At 43.9% G+C, this 17,354-nt stretch carries 24 protein-coding genes; 17 read left to right on the forward strand and 7 right to left on the reverse strand.

Annotation, left to right across the window (positions count from 1 at the left end):
* From CVV77_RS02180 to CVV77_RS02220, 8 genes are all read left to right on the forward strand, one after another.
* Positions 1-690 (forward strand): CoA transferase subunit A, encoded by a 690-nt coding sequence (locus CVV77_RS02180; protein ID WP_019258682.1) that lies wholly within the window; start codon positions 1-3, stop codon positions 688-690.
* Positions 675-1,328 carry a 3-oxoacid CoA-transferase subunit B gene (locus CVV77_RS02185; RefSeq protein ID WP_100274528.1) on the forward strand — a complete coding sequence of 218 codons (654 nt, stop codon included), beginning with the start codon at positions 675-677 and terminating at the stop codon, positions 1,326-1,328. Before CVV77_RS02180 ends, CVV77_RS02185 begins: the two co-directional genes overlap by 16 nt.
* A 7-nt stretch (positions 1,329-1,335) precedes the next feature.
* Positions 1,336-2,646, forward strand: a complete 1,311-nt coding sequence (locus CVV77_RS02190; protein WP_100274529.1) for a peptidase — start codon at positions 1,336-1,338, stop codon at positions 2,644-2,646.
* Positions 2,624-3,451, forward strand: coding sequence for a putative beta-lysine N-acetyltransferase (ablB, locus tag CVV77_RS02195; RefSeq protein WP_100274530.1), 828 nt, complete (start codon positions 2,624-2,626; stop codon positions 3,449-3,451). The genes CVV77_RS02190 and ablB overlap by 23 nt, the downstream gene beginning before the upstream one ends.
* Before the next feature lie 12 nt (positions 3,452-3,463).
* A complete protein-coding gene (kamA, locus tag CVV77_RS02200; protein ID WP_100274531.1) occupies positions 3,464-4,879 on the forward strand; it encodes a lysine 2,3-aminomutase in 1,416 nt (471 codons plus the stop codon).
* On the forward strand, positions 4,876-5,154 hold the full coding sequence (locus CVV77_RS02205; RefSeq protein ID WP_019258677.1) for a YokU family protein: 279 nt from the start codon (positions 4,876-4,878) through the stop codon (positions 5,152-5,154). The genes kamA and CVV77_RS02205 overlap by 4 nt, the downstream gene beginning before the upstream one ends.
* 86 nt (positions 5,155-5,240) lie before the next feature.
* Positions 5,241-5,465: a YozE family protein gene (locus CVV77_RS02210; RefSeq protein ID WP_003241575.1), complete on the forward strand. Its 225-nt coding sequence runs from the start codon at positions 5,241-5,243 to the stop codon at positions 5,463-5,465.
* 150 nt (positions 5,466-5,615) lie between these two features.
* A complete protein-coding gene (locus CVV77_RS02220) occupies positions 5,616-6,296 on the forward strand; it encodes a hypothetical protein (protein ID WP_003241576.1) in 681 nt (226 codons plus the stop codon).
* On the opposite strand, the gene CVV77_RS02225 is transcribed toward CVV77_RS02220, so the two are convergent.
* A complete protein-coding gene (locus CVV77_RS02225) occupies positions 6,293-6,436 on the reverse strand; it encodes a hypothetical protein (RefSeq protein ID WP_084991932.1) in 144 nt (47 codons plus the stop codon). The genes CVV77_RS02220 and CVV77_RS02225 overlap by 4 nt on opposite strands.
* A gap of 121 nt (positions 6,437-6,557) precedes the next feature.
* Here CVV77_RS02225 and CVV77_RS02230 point away from each other — a divergent pair, with 121 nt between their 5' ends.
* From CVV77_RS02230 to yodL, 3 genes are all read left to right on the forward strand, one after another.
* Positions 6,558-6,734 carry a YozD family protein gene (locus CVV77_RS02230; RefSeq protein ID WP_003241581.1) on the forward strand — a complete coding sequence of 59 codons (177 nt, stop codon included), beginning with the start codon at positions 6,558-6,560 and terminating at the stop codon, positions 6,732-6,734.
* 79 nt (positions 6,735-6,813) lie between these two features.
* Positions 6,814-7,425 (forward strand): phosphatase PAP2 family protein, encoded by a 612-nt coding sequence (locus CVV77_RS02235; protein WP_100275126.1) that lies wholly within the window; start codon positions 6,814-6,816, stop codon positions 7,423-7,425.
* Positions 7,426-7,485: 60 nt separating this feature from the next.
* Complete coding sequence (gene yodL, locus CVV77_RS02240) at positions 7,486-7,803, forward strand: shape determination protein YodL (protein ID WP_003241586.1); 318 nt, start codon at positions 7,486-7,488, stop codon at positions 7,801-7,803.
* A 35-nt stretch (positions 7,804-7,838) separates the two neighbouring features.
* Here yodL and CVV77_RS02245 read toward each other — a convergent pair whose 3' ends face one another.
* Positions 7,839-7,964: a hypothetical protein gene (locus tag CVV77_RS02245; RefSeq protein WP_003241588.1), complete on the reverse strand. Its 126-nt coding sequence runs from the start codon at positions 7,962-7,964 to the stop codon at positions 7,839-7,841.
* Between the two features lie 202 nt (positions 7,965-8,166).
* On the opposite strand from CVV77_RS02245, the gene deoD reads away from it, so the two are divergent.
* Entirely contained in the window at positions 8,167-8,868 is a 702-nt protein-coding gene (gene deoD, locus CVV77_RS02250) for a purine-nucleoside phosphorylase (protein WP_003241589.1), read from the forward strand.
* An 82-nt stretch (positions 8,869-8,950) separates the two neighbouring features.
* Positions 8,951-9,772, forward strand: a complete 822-nt coding sequence (ldcB, locus tag CVV77_RS02255; protein ID WP_100274532.1) for an LD-carboxypeptidase LdcB — start codon at positions 8,951-8,953, stop codon at positions 9,770-9,772.
* A gap of 82 nt (positions 9,773-9,854) precedes the next feature.
* Here ldcB and CVV77_RS02260 read toward each other — a convergent pair whose 3' ends face one another.
* Positions 9,855-10,106, reverse strand: coding sequence for a hypothetical protein (locus CVV77_RS02260; protein WP_019258673.1), 252 nt, complete (start codon positions 10,104-10,106; stop codon positions 9,855-9,857).
* An 87-nt stretch (positions 10,107-10,193) separates the two neighbouring features.
* Positions 10,194-10,895 (reverse strand): class I SAM-dependent methyltransferase, encoded by a 702-nt coding sequence (locus CVV77_RS02265; RefSeq protein ID WP_100274533.1) that lies wholly within the window; start codon positions 10,893-10,895, stop codon positions 10,194-10,196.
* A gap of 153 nt (positions 10,896-11,048) precedes the next feature.
* Here CVV77_RS02265 and ctpA point away from each other — a divergent pair, with 153 nt between their 5' ends.
* Positions 11,049-12,449: a carboxy-terminal processing protease CtpA gene (gene ctpA / locus CVV77_RS02270; protein ID WP_003241597.1), complete on the forward strand. Its 1,401-nt coding sequence runs from the start codon at positions 11,049-11,051 to the stop codon at positions 12,447-12,449.
* 34 nt (positions 12,450-12,483) lie between these two features.
* On the opposite strand, the gene CVV77_RS02275 is transcribed toward ctpA, so the two are convergent.
* Positions 12,484-13,974 carry a sodium:solute symporter family protein gene (locus tag CVV77_RS02275; protein ID WP_088110745.1) on the reverse strand — a complete coding sequence of 497 codons (1,491 nt, stop codon included), beginning with the start codon at positions 13,972-13,974 and terminating at the stop codon, positions 12,484-12,486.
* Positions 13,974-14,174 (reverse strand): DUF3311 domain-containing protein, encoded by a 201-nt coding sequence (locus CVV77_RS02280; RefSeq protein WP_003241600.1) that lies wholly within the window; start codon positions 14,172-14,174, stop codon positions 13,974-13,976. Before CVV77_RS02280 ends, CVV77_RS02275 begins: the two co-directional genes overlap by 1 nt.
* A 183-nt stretch (positions 14,175-14,357) precedes the next feature.
* On the opposite strand from CVV77_RS02280, the gene CVV77_RS02285 reads away from it, so the two are divergent.
* Both CVV77_RS02285 and CVV77_RS02290 read left to right on the forward strand, forming a co-directional pair.
* Complete coding sequence (locus CVV77_RS02285; RefSeq protein ID WP_100274534.1) at positions 14,358-15,269, forward strand: ring-cleaving dioxygenase; 912 nt, start codon at positions 14,358-14,360, stop codon at positions 15,267-15,269.
* A 15-nt stretch (positions 15,270-15,284) separates the two neighbouring features.
* The gene (locus CVV77_RS02290) at positions 15,285-15,887 is read left to right on the forward strand and encodes an alpha/beta hydrolase (protein ID WP_100274535.1); all 603 of its coding nucleotides are present in this window, start codon (positions 15,285-15,287) and stop codon (positions 15,885-15,887) included.
* Between the two features lie 42 nt (positions 15,888-15,929).
* On the opposite strand, the gene CVV77_RS02295 is transcribed toward CVV77_RS02290, so the two are convergent.
* The gene (locus CVV77_RS02295) at positions 15,930-16,538 is read right to left on the reverse strand and encodes a nitroreductase family protein (protein ID WP_003241606.1); all 609 of its coding nucleotides are present in this window, start codon (positions 16,536-16,538) and stop codon (positions 15,930-15,932) included.
* A 129-nt stretch (positions 16,539-16,667) separates the two neighbouring features.
* Between CVV77_RS02295 and yodB the strand changes: the two genes are divergently transcribed.
* Positions 16,668-17,006, forward strand: coding sequence for a transcriptional regulator YodB (gene yodB / locus CVV77_RS02300; RefSeq protein ID WP_019258668.1), 339 nt, complete (start codon positions 16,668-16,670; stop codon positions 17,004-17,006).
* The last annotated feature ends 348 nt before the right edge of the window (positions 17,007-17,354 follow it).

Consider the following 17,354-nt stretch of genomic DNA (forward strand, 5'->3'; position numbering starts at 1 on the left):
ATGTCGCCATTTCAAAAAACAATCAGCATCGAAACAGCAATTGCAGATATTCAGGACGGATCGGTCCTCATGTTCGGCGGTTTTGGCGGAGTCGGATCGCCTCCATCATTGATTGAAGCTATATTGGACAGCGGTGTAACGGATTTAACTGTCATATGCAACGATGCCGGGTTTCCGGAAATAGGGATCGGTCCGCTTATTGTCAATCAACGAGTCAAAACCCTGATCGCATCGCATATCGGTTCCAATCCTGTAGCAGGTAAACAGATGACTGACGGGACGTTAGAGGTTCAATTTTCACCACAGGGAACGCTTGCAGAACGGATTCGTGCCGGCGGAGCGGGACTCGGTGGAATTTTAACCGACGTCGGTATTGATAATCAAATGGTTTGTGAGGAAAAGGGCATCGTGTCTGTGGCTGGAAAGCGATATTTGGTTGAAGAGGCGCTGACGGCTGATTTTGCTTTCATCAATGCGCGCATTGCAGATGAATTCGGCAATTTAACGTATGACAAAACAGCGCGCAATATGAATCCGCTTATGGCAATGGCGGCCAGTAGAACCTTTGCCGAAGCTGAGCAGATCGTCCCGATGGGAGAGATTTCTGAAGAAATGATTGTTACACCGGGGGTTTTTGTCGAGGGGGTTGTGAGAAGCGAAGGAGTGAAGTGGAAATGGGCTTGGGAGTAGCAGAGAGAGAACAGATCGCAAAACGGGCCGCCTCTGAAATCAAGCCGGGCATGATTGTGAATCTCGGTATCGGCATTCCATCCTTGGTGCCGAACTTTTTGCCGCTTGACATGCAGGTCATGCTGCAGGCGGAAAACGGTGTGCTCGGCATTGGCGAAAGCCCCCAAAAGGGAGATGAGGATGAAAATTTATGCAACGCAGCGGGATTTCCGGTCCGGGCTGTAAAAGGAGCGTCTTATTTTGATACAACGATGTCTTTTGCGATGATCAGAAGAGGCAAAATTGACATTACGATTTTAGGCGCCCTGCAGGTGAGCCAGTCAGGCGATTTGGCAAATTGGCTTGTCCCGGGAAAAAAGGTGCCGGGCATGGGCGGTGCGATGGAACTGGCCCAAAAAGCGAAAAAAGTGGTTGTCGTCATGAGTCATACAGATCAAAAGGGAAGGCCTAAATTAACAGAAACATGCACGCTTCCATTAACTGCAGCAGGCTGTGTAGATATGATCATTACTGAAAAAGCCGTTCTTGAGGTCGACGGCCATCATTTCATATTAAAAGAGCTGATGAATGGCTCGACAATCGACGAGGTGACGAGGTTGACTGAAGCTGAAATCAAAATAGATACGCCTTTGTCTTAAAGGGGGAATGAGGATGCAGGGTATTGAGAGAAAAGTAATCGAGTGGCTTGATCAGCATTCGGCCAAAGCCATTCGCCTTCTCAAAAGGCTGATTGGAGAAAAAAGCACATTAGGCTCAGAATTTAACGCCCAAGCTGTTGTGCTTGAAAAACTGCGGCAATTTCATATGGACATAGACGTGTGGGAGCCAAGCCTAAAGCAATTAAAACAGCATCCCTACTTTAAATCAGACCGTTCCGATTTTCATGAGAGCCCGAACATCGTTGCAAAAAAAACGGGAGCGGGCGGGGGCCGGTCGCTGATTTTAAACGGTCATATCGATGTTGTGCCTGAAGGAAGCGTAAAGGATTGGAAGTATGAACCGTTTCAAGCTGTCGAAGAAAACGGTAAAATATACGGCCGCGGCTCAACGGATATGAAGGGAGGCAATACAGCCCTTCTTTTTGCTTTAGAAGCCCTGCACGCCTGCGATGTCAAATTGAAGGGAGATGTATTGTTTCAAAGTGTTGTAGATGAAGAGTGCGGCGGCGCTGGAACACTGTCTGCCATCATGAGAGGCTACCGTGCTGACGGCGCGCTGATTCCGGAACCGACGAATATGAAACTTTTTATAAAGCAGCAGGGCTCAATGTGGTTTCGGATCACAGTGAAAGGATTAGCGGCACATGGGGGCACACGCTATGAAGGTGTGAGCGCAATTGAAAAAAGCATGCACGTGATCACAGCCATACAAGAGCTGGAGAAAGTCCGCAATGCGAGAATTTCAGATCCGCTGTATGACAATGTCCCAATACCGGTACCGGTGAATATCGGCACCATCTCAGGCGGTGCGTGGCCATCTTCAGTTGCAGACCGTGTCGTCATAGAAGGGAGATGCGGAATTGCTCCCCATGAAAAGCCTGAAGCTGTAAAAATGGAATTGGAAAACTGGCTGAGGGATTTAGAATACCGTGACGAATGGTTTAAACGCCATCCGATTAAAGTAGAATGGTTCGGCGCTCAATGGCTGCCGAATGATTTACCAGATGACCATCCTTTAATCTCAGTGCTGCAATCAGCCTATCAAAAAATGAAACAGACAGAGCCAATGATCGAAGCCTCGCCGTGGGGAACAGACGGAGGGCTTTTATACCATGCAGGAGATACGCCAGTGATCGTCTTCGGGCCTGGAGAAACAAAAACAGCTCATCAGGCAAACGAATACATTGAGGTTGAAGCCATGATAGAATCTGCTAAAATTATTGCACTTTTTGTTATGGATTGGTGCGGGCTTCATACAGACGGGGAGGATGCGGATGCTCAAGTCAATAAAGAGTAACGGTGTGACAGCGGTTTTGGACCATGACGACTTTAACAAACGAATCAGAGTAGTTCGTTATGACGGAGCCATTGAGAAGGCGCTGCCTGATATCGTGGCAGCGGCAAAAGAAGAGGATGCGGAAAAAATCATCGTCTATACGAAACAGCATGATGAGGCAGTGCTTGCCAAACACTTATTTGTGCCGGAGGGTTTTCTCAAGGGCTATTATCTCGGCCACTCGGCTTGCCTCATGGTCCGTTACCTCACAGAGAAACGGAGACAAACAGATTCTTATATAGAAGAACAGGAGACCATCGAAGCCTTATATCGCACAGCACCTCACCACCACAGCGAAACTATCCCCGTTTTTACGATGAGAAAAGCAGAAACAAACGACATGTACCAGCTATCCATGCTGTATAAAAAAGTATTCCGTACGTACCCGACCCCCGTATTTGATCCTGCTTATATTGAAAAGACGATGAATGAAAATACGATGTATTATCTCATGTTTGATCATGATCGTCTGATCAGTGCAGCAAGCGCAGATAGCAATCCAGGGCTGGGGCATGCGGAAATAACCGACTGCGCTGTGCTTCCGGAATATCGGGGACGTTCTCTGACAAGCCTTTTAATCGAGGCTTTAGAAAAAGAAATGGCCGAGAAGGATATCTTTCATGTATTTTCTCTCGCCCGTGCTGCGTCTTTTGGGATGAATGCTGTATTGTACCATTCCGGCTATCAGTACGGCGGAAGACTGATCAACAATTGCTATATAGCCGAAGGTCTTGAAAACATGAATATTTGGTGCAAGCACCTGTAAGGAGGAATTCATTTGGCAAACAAATGGCATAAACCGAAACGGCATTGGAAGGGGATCGAGTTATGGAAGGATGTCCCGGAAGAGAAATGGAACGATTGGCTTTGGCAGCTGACACATACGGTAAGAACGGTAGATGATTTAAAAAAAGTCATTAATCTGACCGAGGATGAAGAGGAAGGCGTTAGAATTTCGACCAAAACGATCCCCCTAAATATTACACCTTACTATGCTTCATTAATGGATCCCGATAATCCGAGATGCCCGATCCGCATGCAGTCTGTACCGCTTTCTGAAGAAATGCACAAAACAAAATACGATCTGGAAGACCCGCTCCATGAGGATGAAGATTCACCGGTACCCGGTCTGACGCACCGCTATCCCGACCGTGTGCTGTTTCTTGTCACTAATCAATGTTCCATGTACTGTCGCTACTGCACGAGAAGGCGTTTTTCCGGACAAATCGGAATGGGAGTCCCCAAAAAACAGCTTGATGCTGCGATTGCTTATATCCGGGAAACACCCGAAATCCGCGATTGTTTAATTTCAGGCGGTGACGGGTTGCTAATCAATGATCAAATTTTAGAATACATTTTAAAAGAGCTCCGCAGTATTCCGCATCTGGAAGTGATCAGAATCGGAACAAGGGCGCCGGTCGTCTTTCCACAGCGCATTACCGATCAACTGTGCGAGATTTTGAAAAAATATCATCCGGTCTGGCTGAACACTCATTTCAACACAAGCATCGAAATGACAGAGGAATCCGTTGAGGCCTGTGAAAAGCTGGTGAACGCAGGAGTGCCGGTCGGAAATCAGGCAGTCGTGTTAGCCGGTATTAATGATTCAGTTCCAATCATGAAAAAGCTCATGCACGACTTGGTAAAAATCAGAGTCCGTCCGTATTATATTTATCAATGTGATCTGTCAGAAGGTATCGGACATTTCAGAGCCCCCGTTTCCAAAGGTTTGGAGATCATTGAAGGGCTGAGAGGCCATACCTCAGGCTATGCGGTTCCTACCTTTGTCGTTGACGCTCCAGGCGGCGGGGGGAAAATCGCCCTGCAGCCAAACTATGTACTGTCGCAAAGCCCTGACAAAGTCATCTTAAGAAATTTTGAAGGCGTCATTACATCATATCCGGAACCGGAGAATTATATCCCTAACCAGGCTGACGCCTATTTTGAGTCCGTTTTCCCTGAAATCGCTGACAAAAAGGAGCCGATCGGGCTGAGTGCCATTTTTGCCGACAAAGAGGTTTCTTTTACACCGGAAAATGTAGCCAGAATCAAAAGGAGAGAGGCATACACAGCGAATCCCGAGCATGAAACATTAAAAGACCGGCGTGAGAAAAGAGACCAGCTAAAAGAAAAGAAATTTTTGGCGCAGCAGAAAAAACAGAAAGAGGCTGAAATCGGAGGGGATTCTTCATGAAAACATGCGAATGGTGCGGCGAGCTTGAAGCAGTACCCGGCAGGAACACGGTGTACTGGGAGCTCCCTGACGGAACAAGAGCCATAGAACTGACAGACACCCCCGCCATGGTGTGTGCTTCCTGCGGAATGACCTATCAAGAGGAAAACACGATTAAGGAGATTGAGGATCAGCTGCTTTTGATTCAAACAAAAAAACTGCCTGAAAGTCTGACGTATCAACAGCTCATGGAGACAGAAAGGATTCTGAAACGCAACTATTTTGATTTCTCCTGAATGATGTTTCGGTATTCTTTTGTTGTAATTTTACACTTGAACTGTATAATAGAACAACAAAAGACAGACACCAGGAGGGGAAACCCATGAAATCCTTTTATCACTATTTATTGAAATACAGACACCCTAAGCCGAAGGACAGCATCAGTGAATTTGCCAATCAGGCGTATGAGGATCACAGCTTTCCGAAAACCTCAACCGATTATCATGAAATCAGTTCATATTTAGAGCTGAACGCTGATTACCTTCACACGATGGCTACGTTTGATGAAGCTTGGGATCAATACGAGGCTGAAGTGCACGGCAGATAATAGCTGTTTCATCCGCAGATCACTGCGGATTTTTTTATGTCCTCACCCATACCAGAATTGGATATTTCCTTTGGTTTTCATGCCCATGCGAATTGGCGTCACCCGGCATACGATAGCGTATGAGAAATGTTGCGGCGAGGGGGAGACACCGTGAAGCAAAATAAACCGAAATTCCAAGTAGGGGATATCGTAGTCGTCATTATGTATGGAACAGTCGGCACCATCACAAAAGTACACCAAATTGATAAACACTATCTATATGAAGTCAATCATAATGAAGTCTTATACTTTGAGTCGTCCATTCAGCTTTACAAAGATTATGAGGGTGTCATTGTCGACATGGAAAAGCTTGATATCGAGTATGAATTCCTTATTGGGGACGTCGTTTATGTAAAAGATTATGGAAAAGAACTCTTTCGCATTATTGGCCACAGAACAGAAATTTGGAGATATTTAGAAGATGGCTGGGAAGATATCATTTATGAGCTGACCCGTTTAAAGGATGGAGAGTGGCTTGAAACGGAGGAAGAGGATCTCACGCTGGTGCTAAGAAAATATGAAATGGACCAGTTTGTACATCAGCTTTTGTTTGTCCACTATGTCGGAGAAACTGCCCAAGAGATCGGCGAAGATATCGCATCGTCTGCTCTTCTTCAGTTTGAAGGTGATGATGAAGATCAAGATACCCTTCACATCCTTGCTGTATCAATTGTTGATGAGCTTCTGGATATTTATAATGACTACAAAATTCTGTACGAAATGTTTCAAGATGAAGAATATAAAGATATGATGATGTTTGTTCTGGAAAGTTTAAAAGAGCACTTCAGTTAGTTTATGAACATACGGATCAAAACATATAAAAAATAAGGCAGACAGCCCCAAATCATCACTTGCGTCATTCCTCTGAGCGTTTTTTCCATTATGATATCAAATCTTTCTCCGTCCAGTGCTTCCATCATTTTAGCGATCATATAGTCAGCCTCCTATGGCTTGTTTTTTTATTCAATATATATGACCGAAAGAATTGTTTAGAACACCGGGTATAATTCAGCCTGTTTTTTCATAAAACATAAAAAAGGAGGCGGTACGGAGATGAAAGAAATAGATCTTGTGATTGATACGGAAGAAATCGCTGAATTTTTTTACAGAGAGCTTGCAAGACGGGGCTACATACCGAGTGAGGATGAGCTGTTTGAAATTGCTGATATTACCTTTGATTATTTGATAGAAAAATGTATGATAGATGAAGAGCTGGACGAAGATGATTGAGGCATGAAACCGGAGCGGCCAGCTCCGGTTTTATTATTCATGTTCTATGACTTCTGTGAAAATCGAGGTGGTTAAAATGTTGTACAAGCCCGTTAGTCTGTTTCTTTTCTTTCTTTTTCTAGCTACGGTCATTCATACAAATGCTGTTCAATCTGCAGATGAAATGATAAGCAAGGCAGCTGTTTTGATTCGCCAGCCATGGCTTAATGATGCCATGACAGGGATCACGCATCTGGGAGCTTCTTCTTTCCTGTTCCCTCTTATCTTGATCATTGGAGTGGGCCTGTTTTTTTACAGAAAAACATGGGACGGGCTTTTGATGCTTTTGGTATTCGGTGCAGATCGGCTGTTAAACAAAGTGTTAAAAGAATGGATCGAGCGAGTGAGGCCTGATTTTTCACCGCTGGTTCATGAATCATCCTTCAGCTTTCCGAGCGGCCACGCTATGAACGCTGCCTATGTCTATCCTGTCGTTGCCTACTTTTTAGTAAAACACCTCCCGTTTTTGTCCAAACATAAAAAAATGGTATACACCATAGCCGGCGTGATCACGGTTTTGGTCGGCATAAGCAGAGTCTATCTGGGTGTGCATTTTGTAACCGACGTGTTAGGGGGCTTTAGTCTCGGCCTGCTTCTGTTTTTCCTCGTAAAAGGTTTTGACGAAAAGATTAAGCGGTTTCGACAAAAATAGAGAGAGGAAAACCGGACAAAAACGCTAATATGTTAAAGAAATAAAAGGGAGGGGATCTTGATGATGTTATCCGTGTTTAAAAAGAAGTCTTGTTCCTATGACGTGACAATATTTCAAACACCCCGGTTTGGCGAAAAAAAGGGCTACAGACCCGTCTATCGAACTGAACTGAACGGGAGCGATCATCAAGACGTGCTGAAAAGAGCATTCTCTTTGTTTAATGTATTTGACACTGTTCCAAGTGATTATGATGCGAGATTTATGGCCACAGGGGACGTGATTCTGATTGATGAAGGAAGAAAAGGGAAAACATATTATAAACTGCTTCCCGCCGGATGGAGGAAAATCAATCGTCTGATTGTACAAACGACAAAATGAAAAGAAAACTGCGGATTTCCGCAGTTTTCTGCAGTTTAAGGCTTGCGTTTGGCAGCGGAATACTCTTTCTCGTGCGCCTCTTCAGCTGCAATCACGTCTTTTGCAGGTATGTGGTTGTTCTTTTTTTGGCCGGTGATCCGGTTACGCTGTTTTTTACCCATGTCCCATCCCTCCTTCCTGCGGTTAGGTTTTCAAATAAACACCTCAATTATCCCGTTTTTCTCCGGAAGTGCCCAAACGGTCCCGGAACATTTCTTTTTTTGCCATATTCCTTTATAATCAATGCTGAAGTTTGTCTCATCATGACATTCGTTGTAAAATGAACGGACTGGATGATAATTTAGATTTACAGGAGGATATGAGATGAGTGTACATATAGGTGCTGAAAAAGGACAGATTGCGGACACAGTGCTTTTGCCGGGAGATCCTCTCAGAGCAAAATTTATTGCTGAAACGTATCTTGAAAATGTAGAATGCTACAATGAAGTTAGAGGCATGTATGGATTTACGGGTACATATAAAGGCAAAAAAATCTCCGTGCAAGGCACGGGAATGGGCGTTCCGTCGATTTCAATTTATGTGAATGAATTAATTCAAAGCTACGATGTGCAAAATTTAATAAGAGTAGGTTCTTGCGGCGCTATTCGTAAAGATGTCAAAGTGCGAGACGTCATTTTGGCTATGACCTCTTCAACTGATTCACAAATGAACAGAGTCGCTTTCGGAAGCATTGATTTTGCGCCTTGCGCAGATTTTGAGCTTTTAAAAAATGCCTATGATGCCGCAAAGGATAAAGGCGTGCCGGTCACTGTAGGAAGCGTATTTACAGCTGACCAATTCTACAACGACGATTCGCAAATCGAAAAGCTTGCAAAATACGGTGTCCTGGGCGTAGAGATGGAAACGACTGCATTGTATACATTAGCAGCGAAGCACGGAAGAAAAGCGCTGTCAATTCTCACCGTGAGCGATCACGTATTAACAGGAGAAGAAACGACAGCGGAAGAGCGTCAAACGACATTTCATGATATGATAGAAGTGGCTTTACATTCCGTATCACAATAAAATAAATCAAGAGGCGTGCTGGGTGCCGGCAGCCTCTTCTTTATGAATGCGGAAACGATTGATAAAAGGAAGGTAATGTAATATGAAAAAGTCCGGTAAATGGTTTTCACTGGCTGCCGCTCTGAGTGTAACGGCAATAGTCGGAGCCGGCTGCAGCATGTCAAACGGAGATGCTCAAAAGGATACGAAAACCACAGCAGAAACAAAGCAAACTGAACAAAAAACAGCTGACAGCAAAAAAGCAAACACTCAGGACAGTGCGTTTTCATTGGAAAGCAAATATTTCAATAATATTAAAGAAGTGGACGGTCTGGAAACCATTCAAAATCCAGAAAACATACTCGCGCTTGTCAATAAAGAATACGCACTGCCCGGAAACTATGAACCTAGTGATCTAGTCATACCTGATGTAGAGTTCTCTTTTGAAGAAAAGATTCAAAAACGTTACATCAGAAAGGAAGCGGCCGACGCATTAAAAACGATGTTCGATGCTGCGAAAAAGGAAGGCTATGAACTGGCAGCTGTTTCAGGATACCGTTCGTATGACAGACAGCAAGTCATTTTTAACAATGAAGTCAGCCTAAAAGGGGAAAAGAAGGCAAGGGAAGCGGTCGCTTATCCGGGTGAAAGCGAGCACCAAACAGGCCTTGCGATGGACATCTCGAGCCGAAGCAACGGTTTTCAGATAAATGAAGCGTTCGGCAACACGGCAGACGGAAAATGGGTGCAGGACAATGCTTATAAATATGGCTTTATCATTCGCTATCCAAAAAATAAAGAAGATATCACCAAATACGAATATGAGCCATGGCACCTGCGCTATGTAGGCAAAAAGGCCGCAAAGGTCATCCATGATAATGATTTAACGCTAGAAGAGTACTTTGAAAAAGTGAAGAAAATCTAACAGTAAAAGCCCGCTTACAATTGATAAGCGGGCTTTATTGTGTTTGGTGAATCTAGCATTTGTTCATACATTTATTCTATGCTTACCAGAAGAATAAACCAGCCAGAGCCACTCCTGCAATTAAACCGAGGGAAATACCGTAAGCCGCTCCGTATCCCCAATAACCGCCCCAATATCCGTAACCAAAACCTCTTGGCCCTCCGCCGGTCGGAGCTATAAAAACTTTGTCTCTTGTTACACGTGTAATTCTGCCGACGTGAACTCTTCCGCCTCTCTCTGTAATTCTGACGACTTTACCTTGATGGTTTCTGCAAAGATGGTAATATCTCTCCAATATTGTTTCCCTCCTATACTGACTTTCTATCAGCATATGATAGATAGGATAAAAAGGTTGGACGAAAACAGGGGGCGATACGCCGTTTTACTTATGCGCGACAAAGATACAATGTCCCATGAACTCGCTATATATCTGCATGAGTTCATAATGTGTTTGAAGCGTATCGTAGTAGATAGGAGCGATCGTTTGCGATAAATCCATTTCTGTGGTCGGTTCAAATTCCATGTCATCTGGAAGAAGTGTTATCGCTTCCGTTTTTTGAAAACCATAAGACCTAAGAGTTTTATGCCACTCGGTTTCTTCATGTAAACAAGTAAAACCGTAGAAATCCATCATTCGCTTTTTTTCTGCAGGCGGCATCGATTTTTTTAAAGCTGCTTCAATACCAATCAGCATCCCGCCGGGCTTCAATACTCTTGAAATTTCTTGGAGAGAGGGCGTCAAATCAGAAAAACTGAGGACCGATTCTGACAGGACGCAGGAAAAGGACTCAGAAGAGAACGGGAGATGTTCCAGCTCTGCCTGATATGCAGTGATGGCAAGCCCTTCATTTGCAAATCTTTTTTTCGCTTTCTCAAGCATGATAGGGTCTTTATCAACGACTGTTACAGGATACAGTAAATGTCCTAAGTAAGCCGCTGTTTGGCCTGTTCCGCATCCGGCATCAAGAATCGGCTGATCTGGGGAGGGGGCAGCTTTTTGCAAGACCGCTTTTGAAAAAGCCAGCCCGCCTGGATGCGCCCCTGCGACACCGAATAAGGACAGCATTTCTAAATATCGGCTCAATATCGAATCCTCCTTTTTCTTTATCATATGTCGTATAAAGACATAGGTTTATGAAAAGCGAAAGAAGGGCGTTTTCTCTTTCATTTCTGCTCCGAGTTGACGAATAAGAATTCGTCCATGATAATAATGTAAGAAGAAAAAGGTGGTGTTTAATTGAAACGGCAATTAAAACTGTTTTTTATTGTGCTGATCACTGCGGTTGTCGCTTCAGCGCTTACTTTATTTATTACGGGCAATTCCAGCATCCTGGGCCAGAAATCAGCAAGCATGGGAGACAGCGAGTTCGACAAATTAAATAAAGCGTATGAGCAAATCAAAAGTGATTACTACCAAAAGACAGATGATGACAAATTAGTAGACGGAGCAATTAAAGGAATGATTGAATCTCTGGATGATCCGTATTCCACATATATGGATCAAGAGGAAGCAAAATCATTCGATGAGACGATTTCCGCATCCTTTGAAGGCATCGGAGCCCAAGTAGAGGAGAAAGACGGTGAAATCCTTATTGTATCGCCGATTAAAGGTTCACCTGCTGAAAAAGCCGGAATCAAACCGAGGGACCAAATCCTTAAGGTGAACGGAAAAAGCGTCAAAGGCATGAATGTAAATCAAGCTGTCGCTTTAATCCGCGGCAAAAAGGGCACAAAAGTGAAGCTTGAGCTGAACAGAGCGGGAGTCGGAAATATCGATCTTTCCATTAAGCGCGATACCATTCCTGTAGAGACCGTCTATTCTGAGATGAAAGACAACAACATCGGCGAAATCCAAATCACTTCTTTCTCTGAAACAACTGCTAAAGAGCTGACGAGTGCGATTGACAGTTTAGAGAAAAAAGGCGCCAAAGGCTATATTTTAGACTTAAGGGGCAACCCGGGCGGCTTAATGGACCAAGCGATTACAATGAGCAACCTGTTTATTGATAAAGGGAAAAACATCATGCAGGTTGAATACAAAAACGGTTCTAAAGAAGTCATGAAGGCTGAAAAAGAACGAACAGTGACCAAACCGACCGTCGTTTTAGTGAATGACGGCACAGCCAGCGCCGCCGAAATTATGGCCGCTGCCCTTCACGAATCGTCAGGCATACCATTAATCGGTGAAACGACATTTGGCAAGGGCACAGTGCAGACAGCAAAAGAATATGATGATGGCTCTACCGTCAAACTGACAGTCGCCAAATGGCTGACTGCCGACGGTGAATGGATTCACAAAAAAGGTATCAAGCCTCAAGTGAAAGCAGAGCTGCCTGATTACGCGAAACTGCCGTATTTGGATGCGGATAAAACGTACAAGTCAGGTGATTCAGGCACCAACGTCAAAGTAGCTCAGCAAATGTTCAAAGCGCTTGGCTATCAGGTGAAAGTGAACAGTACGTATGATCAGGATTTTGCATCTGTGGTCAAACAGTTCCAGAAAAAAGAGAAGCTGAAAGAAACTGGCGTACTGACTGGCGATACAACAACGAAATTAATGACGGAACTTCAAAAGAAGCTGTCAAATAATGATACGCAAATGGAAAAAGCAATTGAAACACTGAAAAAAGAAATGTAAAAAACCCATACGCGGCTGCCGCGTATGGGTTTTTTTATGCCCCCTTTTGATTCGGGTTTTGGTCTTGTTTATTACCAAATAAACCTTCAATAACAAGATTGGACCCTGCTTTTTTGACGAACAGCGGGTTGAGAATAACCACAGCGATGATATTGGCGGCCAATCCCCAGAACCCTTCATAAATGCCATGTGCGGATTGAGTGGTATACACAATAAACGTAACCGCAAGACCGACCAATAATCCTATAACTGTCGCTTCTTTCGTTTGGTTTTTCCAGAATAGGCTGACAGCAATCGCCGGGAAGATTTGCACCATGCCGGATACGCCTAATAACTGGAGTGTCACTAAGGCAGTCGGGAACAGCATTCCAAACAGAAGCGCAAGGCCGATGACAACAAACACCATTGAACGTGTGACAAGTGTCAGCTTGCTTTGAGACACATTCGGATGAATCAAATCCCGATATAGGTTATTTGCAAATAAGTTTGATGCCCCGATTGCCATGATGGAACAAGGAATCAATGAAGCAAGAGCGATAGTGGAATATGCAAAACCTTGTGCCACGCCGCCGTAAGATGTTTGAATCAAATGCAGCAGCGCCAGTCTTGGATTTGTATCTTCCGGCAGAACAAGAAATGCGATAAAACCAAGAAATATGACCAAAATTAAAACAATATTATAAAGCGGTAAAAACATGCTGTTTTTTCTTACTGCATCGGCGCTTTTCGCTGTGAAAACTCCTGTAGCGGCATGTGCCCACATAAAAAGTGCCAGAGCGGAAACAATAGATGCTGTGATAAACCAAGGAATGCCTTTTGGTCCATCAGCCGGTATCGTCAGCATTTGAGGCGCTTCCTTTACTAACGTGTCAATCATTGGCGTCCAGCCGTTAAAATGAATGAGAGGAAGGGACACCACCATAAACAGCATAATAACCCATACTAAAATGTCTTTAATAATAGCTGTAAATGTAGGACCTTTAATCCCGCTGAAGAATGTGTAAAGAGCAACAAGAATAAATGAGATGATGACAACGAATTTTACATTAATATATCCGGTGCCGGCAACCTGGAGGGTATCTTGAATGCCGCTCAGCTGAAGGCATATGTACGGAATAAGCATCAGCACACCGACGATGGCAACAAGGCTTGCTAAAAGCTTACTGTCAAAACGTTCCCGGGCGTAATCCGCAAGTGTCGTTAATTTATGAATTTTCGCAACTTTCCAAAGTTTCGGCAGGAAGAAGTAGGCGATAAAGTAGGCCAATACAGAATAAGGAATGGCGAAAAATGCAACACTTCCGCCCGTATAAGCAGTACTGGTTAACCCTAAGAAAGTATATGCCGTATAGAGGTCAGCGCCTACTAAAAACCAGACGAGAAGGCCGCCAAAGCGTCTGCCTCCGACAGACCATTCTTCCACTGAGGTGCGTGAAGATTTGTCTCTTCCGGCGAGAAATCCGATACAGACAACGGTTAAAACGATAACAGCTGTAATGAGAAGTGCAGTGAGATTCCCTTGCATTATTCAAGCCCTCCATCTTTTTTTTGCATCTGGTAAATGCCAAACGAGCATAACGGCGTAATGATAATCCACAACAGCAGCCAAAGGTGGAAAAACGGAAGGCCGAACATAATCGGTTCAATTCGATTCACAAGCGGCAATAGCGCAAGTTGGGCGAATGGCAAAAGAATGAGAATAACAATAAGTGCTTTTTTAACCATTTACTTTCCTCCTGAAACATGATAATGCTCACTATAATAGCAGTTGTAAGATAAGATCACAAGATAATTATTAGAAAAAAATGATTTTTTCAATTATTTAATCAAAACACATCGTTTGCATCCTGCTTAATAAAGGTTTAAAATAATAAATATCTTGAAATCGAGATAAATAGGAGTGGGAAAATGAAAACAGAAGGATTGCACCATGTCACAGCATTCGCCAGAGATCCGCAAGAAAACTTGCGATTTTATACAGAAGTGCTCGGGCTTCGGCTTGTCAAAAAAACAGTAAACTTCGATGATCCCGCAACGTATCATTTTTACTTCGGGAACCAAAATGGAGATCCCGGTACAATTATGACCTTTTTCCCGTTCCAAGGAAGCGGACAGGGAACGGTAGGCAAAGGCCAAGCGGGCCGGGTGTACTTTTCAGTTCCAAAAGGCTCCTTGTCTTTTTGGAAGGAACGTCTTGAGAAAAACGGGCTGAAACTGGAGGAAAAAACGATATTCGGTGAAAAGGCGCTTGTTTTTCATGATACAGAAGACCTTCCATTAGCGATCATAGAGGATGAGGAAAGCGATAAAAGTGAGTGGACACCTGACGGCATTTCAGAATATGAGGCGATTACGGGAATGAAAGGCGTGCTGCTGTATTCCTACGACCCGCATGCGACCATTCAATTGTTAACGGAAAGTCTCGGATACTCCAAAGCGGCTGAAGAAGACCAGATTGTCAGACTGATATCCTCAGCGGCCATCGGGGGCGTCATTGACGTACATTTACACCCTGAAAAAAGAGGGGTGGGAGGTTATGGCACGGTCCACCATGTGGCGTTTCGGACAACGAAAGAGGAACAGGCGAAATGGCTGCCGATTATTGCGGAAAACCACCTTCCTTCGTCAGAAATCCTTGACAGAGAATACTTTACATCCGTTTATTTCAGGGAGAAAGGCGGTATCTTATTTGAAATCGCCACAGATGAACCGGGCTTTATGACAGATGAAACGTTTGATGAGCTGGGGACCTCATTAAAATTGCCTGTATGGCTGGAGAAACATAGACAACAAATAACAGACATGTTGCCTGAACTTTAAAAGGGGGAATTTACGATGAAGCATATTTACGAAAAAGGCACATCTGACAACGTACTGCTGCTGCTGCATGGAACAGGCGGTAATGAACACGATCTGCTTTCATTGGGACGGTTTATAGACCCTCATGCCCATTTGCTTGGTGTCAGAGGATCGGTGCTTGAAAATGGAATGCCGCGATTTTTCAAACGCCTGAGTGAAGGTGTCTTTGATGAAAAGGACCTCGTGGAGCGGACAAGAGAATTGAAAGATTTTATCGACGAGGCTGCAGAAATGCATCAATTTGACCGCGGCCGAGTGATTGCAGTCGGTTATTCAAACGGCGCAAATATTGCAGCAAGCCTGCTTTTCCATTATAAAGATGTCTTAAAAGGGGCTATTCTGCATCATCCGATGGTTCCGGTTCGCGGTATCACGCTGCCTGATATGACGGGACTCCCAGTTTTTATCGGTGCCGGGAAATACGATCCTCTCTGCACGAAGGAAGAATCAGAAGAGCTTCACAGCTATTTACGTGACAGCGGGGCATCAGCCTCCGTATTCTGGCAGGATGGGGGCCATCAGCTGACGCAGCATGAAGCTGAACAGGCTCGTGAATGGTACAAAAATGCGATTGTATAAAAAAACCTTAGTCCGTATTTCGGACTAAGGTTTTTCATATCCTTACAGCCAAGTTGACACTTTTGAAAGCGATAAGCGGTTGCTTTGATGGGCAGGTTTCAATGCTTTTCCGATTGAAATAAGCATAACCGGAACATAGCGCTCACTGATATCAAATTGCTTTTGGAACTGCTCTTTGTTAAATCCGCCGATTGCGCAAGTGTCATAACCCTTTGCTTTTGCGGCAATCATAAGCTGCATAGCGGCTAAAGAAGCATTTAAGAAAGCAGAATCACGTGCGAATTGTTCGCTTTGGTAGGCGCCGTTAATTTGGCCGAGCAATGTTTGTTTGATTTCATCTGTAATATAGCCTTGGCTTGCCAATTCAGCGTAAACTTCTTCTCCGTTTTCATTTGCCTTTAAATCGCCTAAAATAGCGACAACAGCAGAAGACTCAACGATTTGTTTTTGATTATACGCTACAGGAAGAAGCGCCGCTTTTGATTCATCGCTGTGGAATACTGTGAAATGCCAATGCTGAAGGTTCCAAGCTGAAGGCGCTTTAGCGGCAAGGTCCAATAGCTCAGTCAGCTCTTCCTTAGAGATCGGGGCATTTGTATCATATTCCTTTACAGATGCACGTGCTTTTAAAACATCCAGAGTATTCGTCATAGTGTTTCCTCCTTCGGATAAACGTGGTATGATAATAGAAAAGTTAGAAGCTTACTAAATGTAACTTGAAAGATTATTGTAATGGATCATTGAATACATGTCAATCAATAGATGAAGGGATGAAGACTTGTGGGAAATACAATGTGCCCTAAAATGGAATCCGCTTTTTCATTGCTGGGAAAACGATGGAACGGTCTGATCATCCATGTGCTAATGGATGGGCCGAAACGGTTTAAAGAGATAACGGAAACAATACCGATGATCAGCCAAAAAATGCTTGCAGAACGCCTTAAGGAGCTTGAACAAAACGAGATCGTCCAGCGGCAGGTTCTCCCTGAAACGCCGGTCAAAGTCATCTACACGCTGACTGAAAAAGGAACAGCGCTTCAAGCTGTATTCCAAGAGATGCAGGCTTGGGCCGATCAATTTTGCGAGCCCGGTGAAACAGTGTGTGAAGAAGAGAAATAAGGAAAGAGGCGTCCGGGAAAGAGTCTTTATTTCAATAATAAAGTCATGTAAGGGGTGGTGGTTCATACCGTTTACATGACTTTTTATATTTGTCAAAATGGCTTTTACAGGTTTACAAAGTAATGTGAATATGAAGTGGATATACAAAAATAGGGAATGTTCCAATCTGTGAAAAAATGATTAGCAGCTAACCTCTTGTAAATGGGGATCATCATTTATCTCGTTTTGCAAATCGTCAAAACGGAACTCTATCTGCCTAGATTTTATATTTACTGCCAAAACCCAGTCAGCTTCCATTGGAATTACATTGGCATCGAAACTGGATTTGAAAAAGGAGATCCAGGTTCT

Origin of the sequence: Bacillus sp. SN1 (assembly GCF_002796895.1) — a bacterium.
GTDB lineage: Bacteria > Bacillota > Bacilli > Bacillales > Bacillaceae > Bacillus > Bacillus inaquosorum.

Bases quoted from the DNA above. Each gene is read 5' to 3' on its own strand.
- CVV77_RS02210 (WP_003241575.1), top strand. From the start codon at position 5,241: ATGAAATCCTTTTATCACTATTTATTGAAATACAGACACCCTAAGCCG.
- CVV77_RS02185 (WP_100274528.1), top strand. From the start codon at position 675: ATGGGCTTGGGAGTAGCAGAGAGAGAACAGATCGCAAAACGGGCCGCC.
- CVV77_RS02205 (WP_019258677.1), top strand. From the start codon at position 4,876: ATGAAAACATGCGAATGGTGCGGCGAGCTTGAAGCAGTACCCGGCAGG.
- CVV77_RS02285 (WP_100274534.1), top strand. From the start codon at position 14,358: ATGAAAACAGAAGGATTGCACCATGTCACAGCATTCGCCAGAGATCCG.
- ablB (WP_100274530.1), top strand. From the start codon at position 2,624: ATGCTCAAGTCAATAAAGAGTAACGGTGTGACAGCGGTTTTGGACCAT.
- deoD (WP_003241589.1), top strand. From the start codon at position 8,167: ATGAGTGTACATATAGGTGCTGAAAAAGGACAGATTGCGGACACAGTG.
- yodL (WP_003241586.1), top strand. From the start codon at position 7,486: ATGATGTTATCCGTGTTTAAAAAGAAGTCTTGTTCCTATGACGTGACA.
- CVV77_RS02245 (WP_003241588.1), bottom strand. From the start codon at position 7,964: ATGGGTAAAAAACAGCGTAACCGGATCACCGGCCAAAAAAAGAACAAC.
- CVV77_RS02295 (WP_003241606.1), bottom strand. From the start codon at position 16,538: ATGACGAATACTCTGGATGTTTTAAAAGCACGTGCATCTGTAAAGGAA.
- CVV77_RS02275 (WP_088110745.1), bottom strand. From the start codon at position 13,974: ATGCAAGGGAATCTCACTGCACTTCTCATTACAGCTGTTATCGTTTTA.
- CVV77_RS02230 (WP_003241581.1), top strand. From the start codon at position 6,558: ATGAAAGAAATAGATCTTGTGATTGATACGGAAGAAATCGCTGAATTT.
- CVV77_RS02225 (WP_084991932.1), bottom strand. From the start codon at position 6,436: ATGATCGCTAAAATGATGGAAGCACTGGACGGAGAAAGATTTGATATC.
- CVV77_RS02180 (WP_019258682.1), top strand. From the start codon at position 1: ATGTCGCCATTTCAAAAAACAATCAGCATCGAAACAGCAATTGCAGAT.
- ldcB (WP_100274532.1), top strand. From the start codon at position 8,951: ATGAAAAAGTCCGGTAAATGGTTTTCACTGGCTGCCGCTCTGAGTGTA.
- CVV77_RS02190 (WP_100274529.1), top strand. From the start codon at position 1,336: ATGAGGATGCAGGGTATTGAGAGAAAAGTAATCGAGTGGCTTGATCAG.
- CVV77_RS02290 (WP_100274535.1), top strand. From the start codon at position 15,285: ATGAAGCATATTTACGAAAAAGGCACATCTGACAACGTACTGCTGCTG.
- CVV77_RS02280 (WP_003241600.1), bottom strand. From the start codon at position 14,174: ATGGTTAAAAAAGCACTTATTGTTATTCTCATTCTTTTGCCATTCGCC.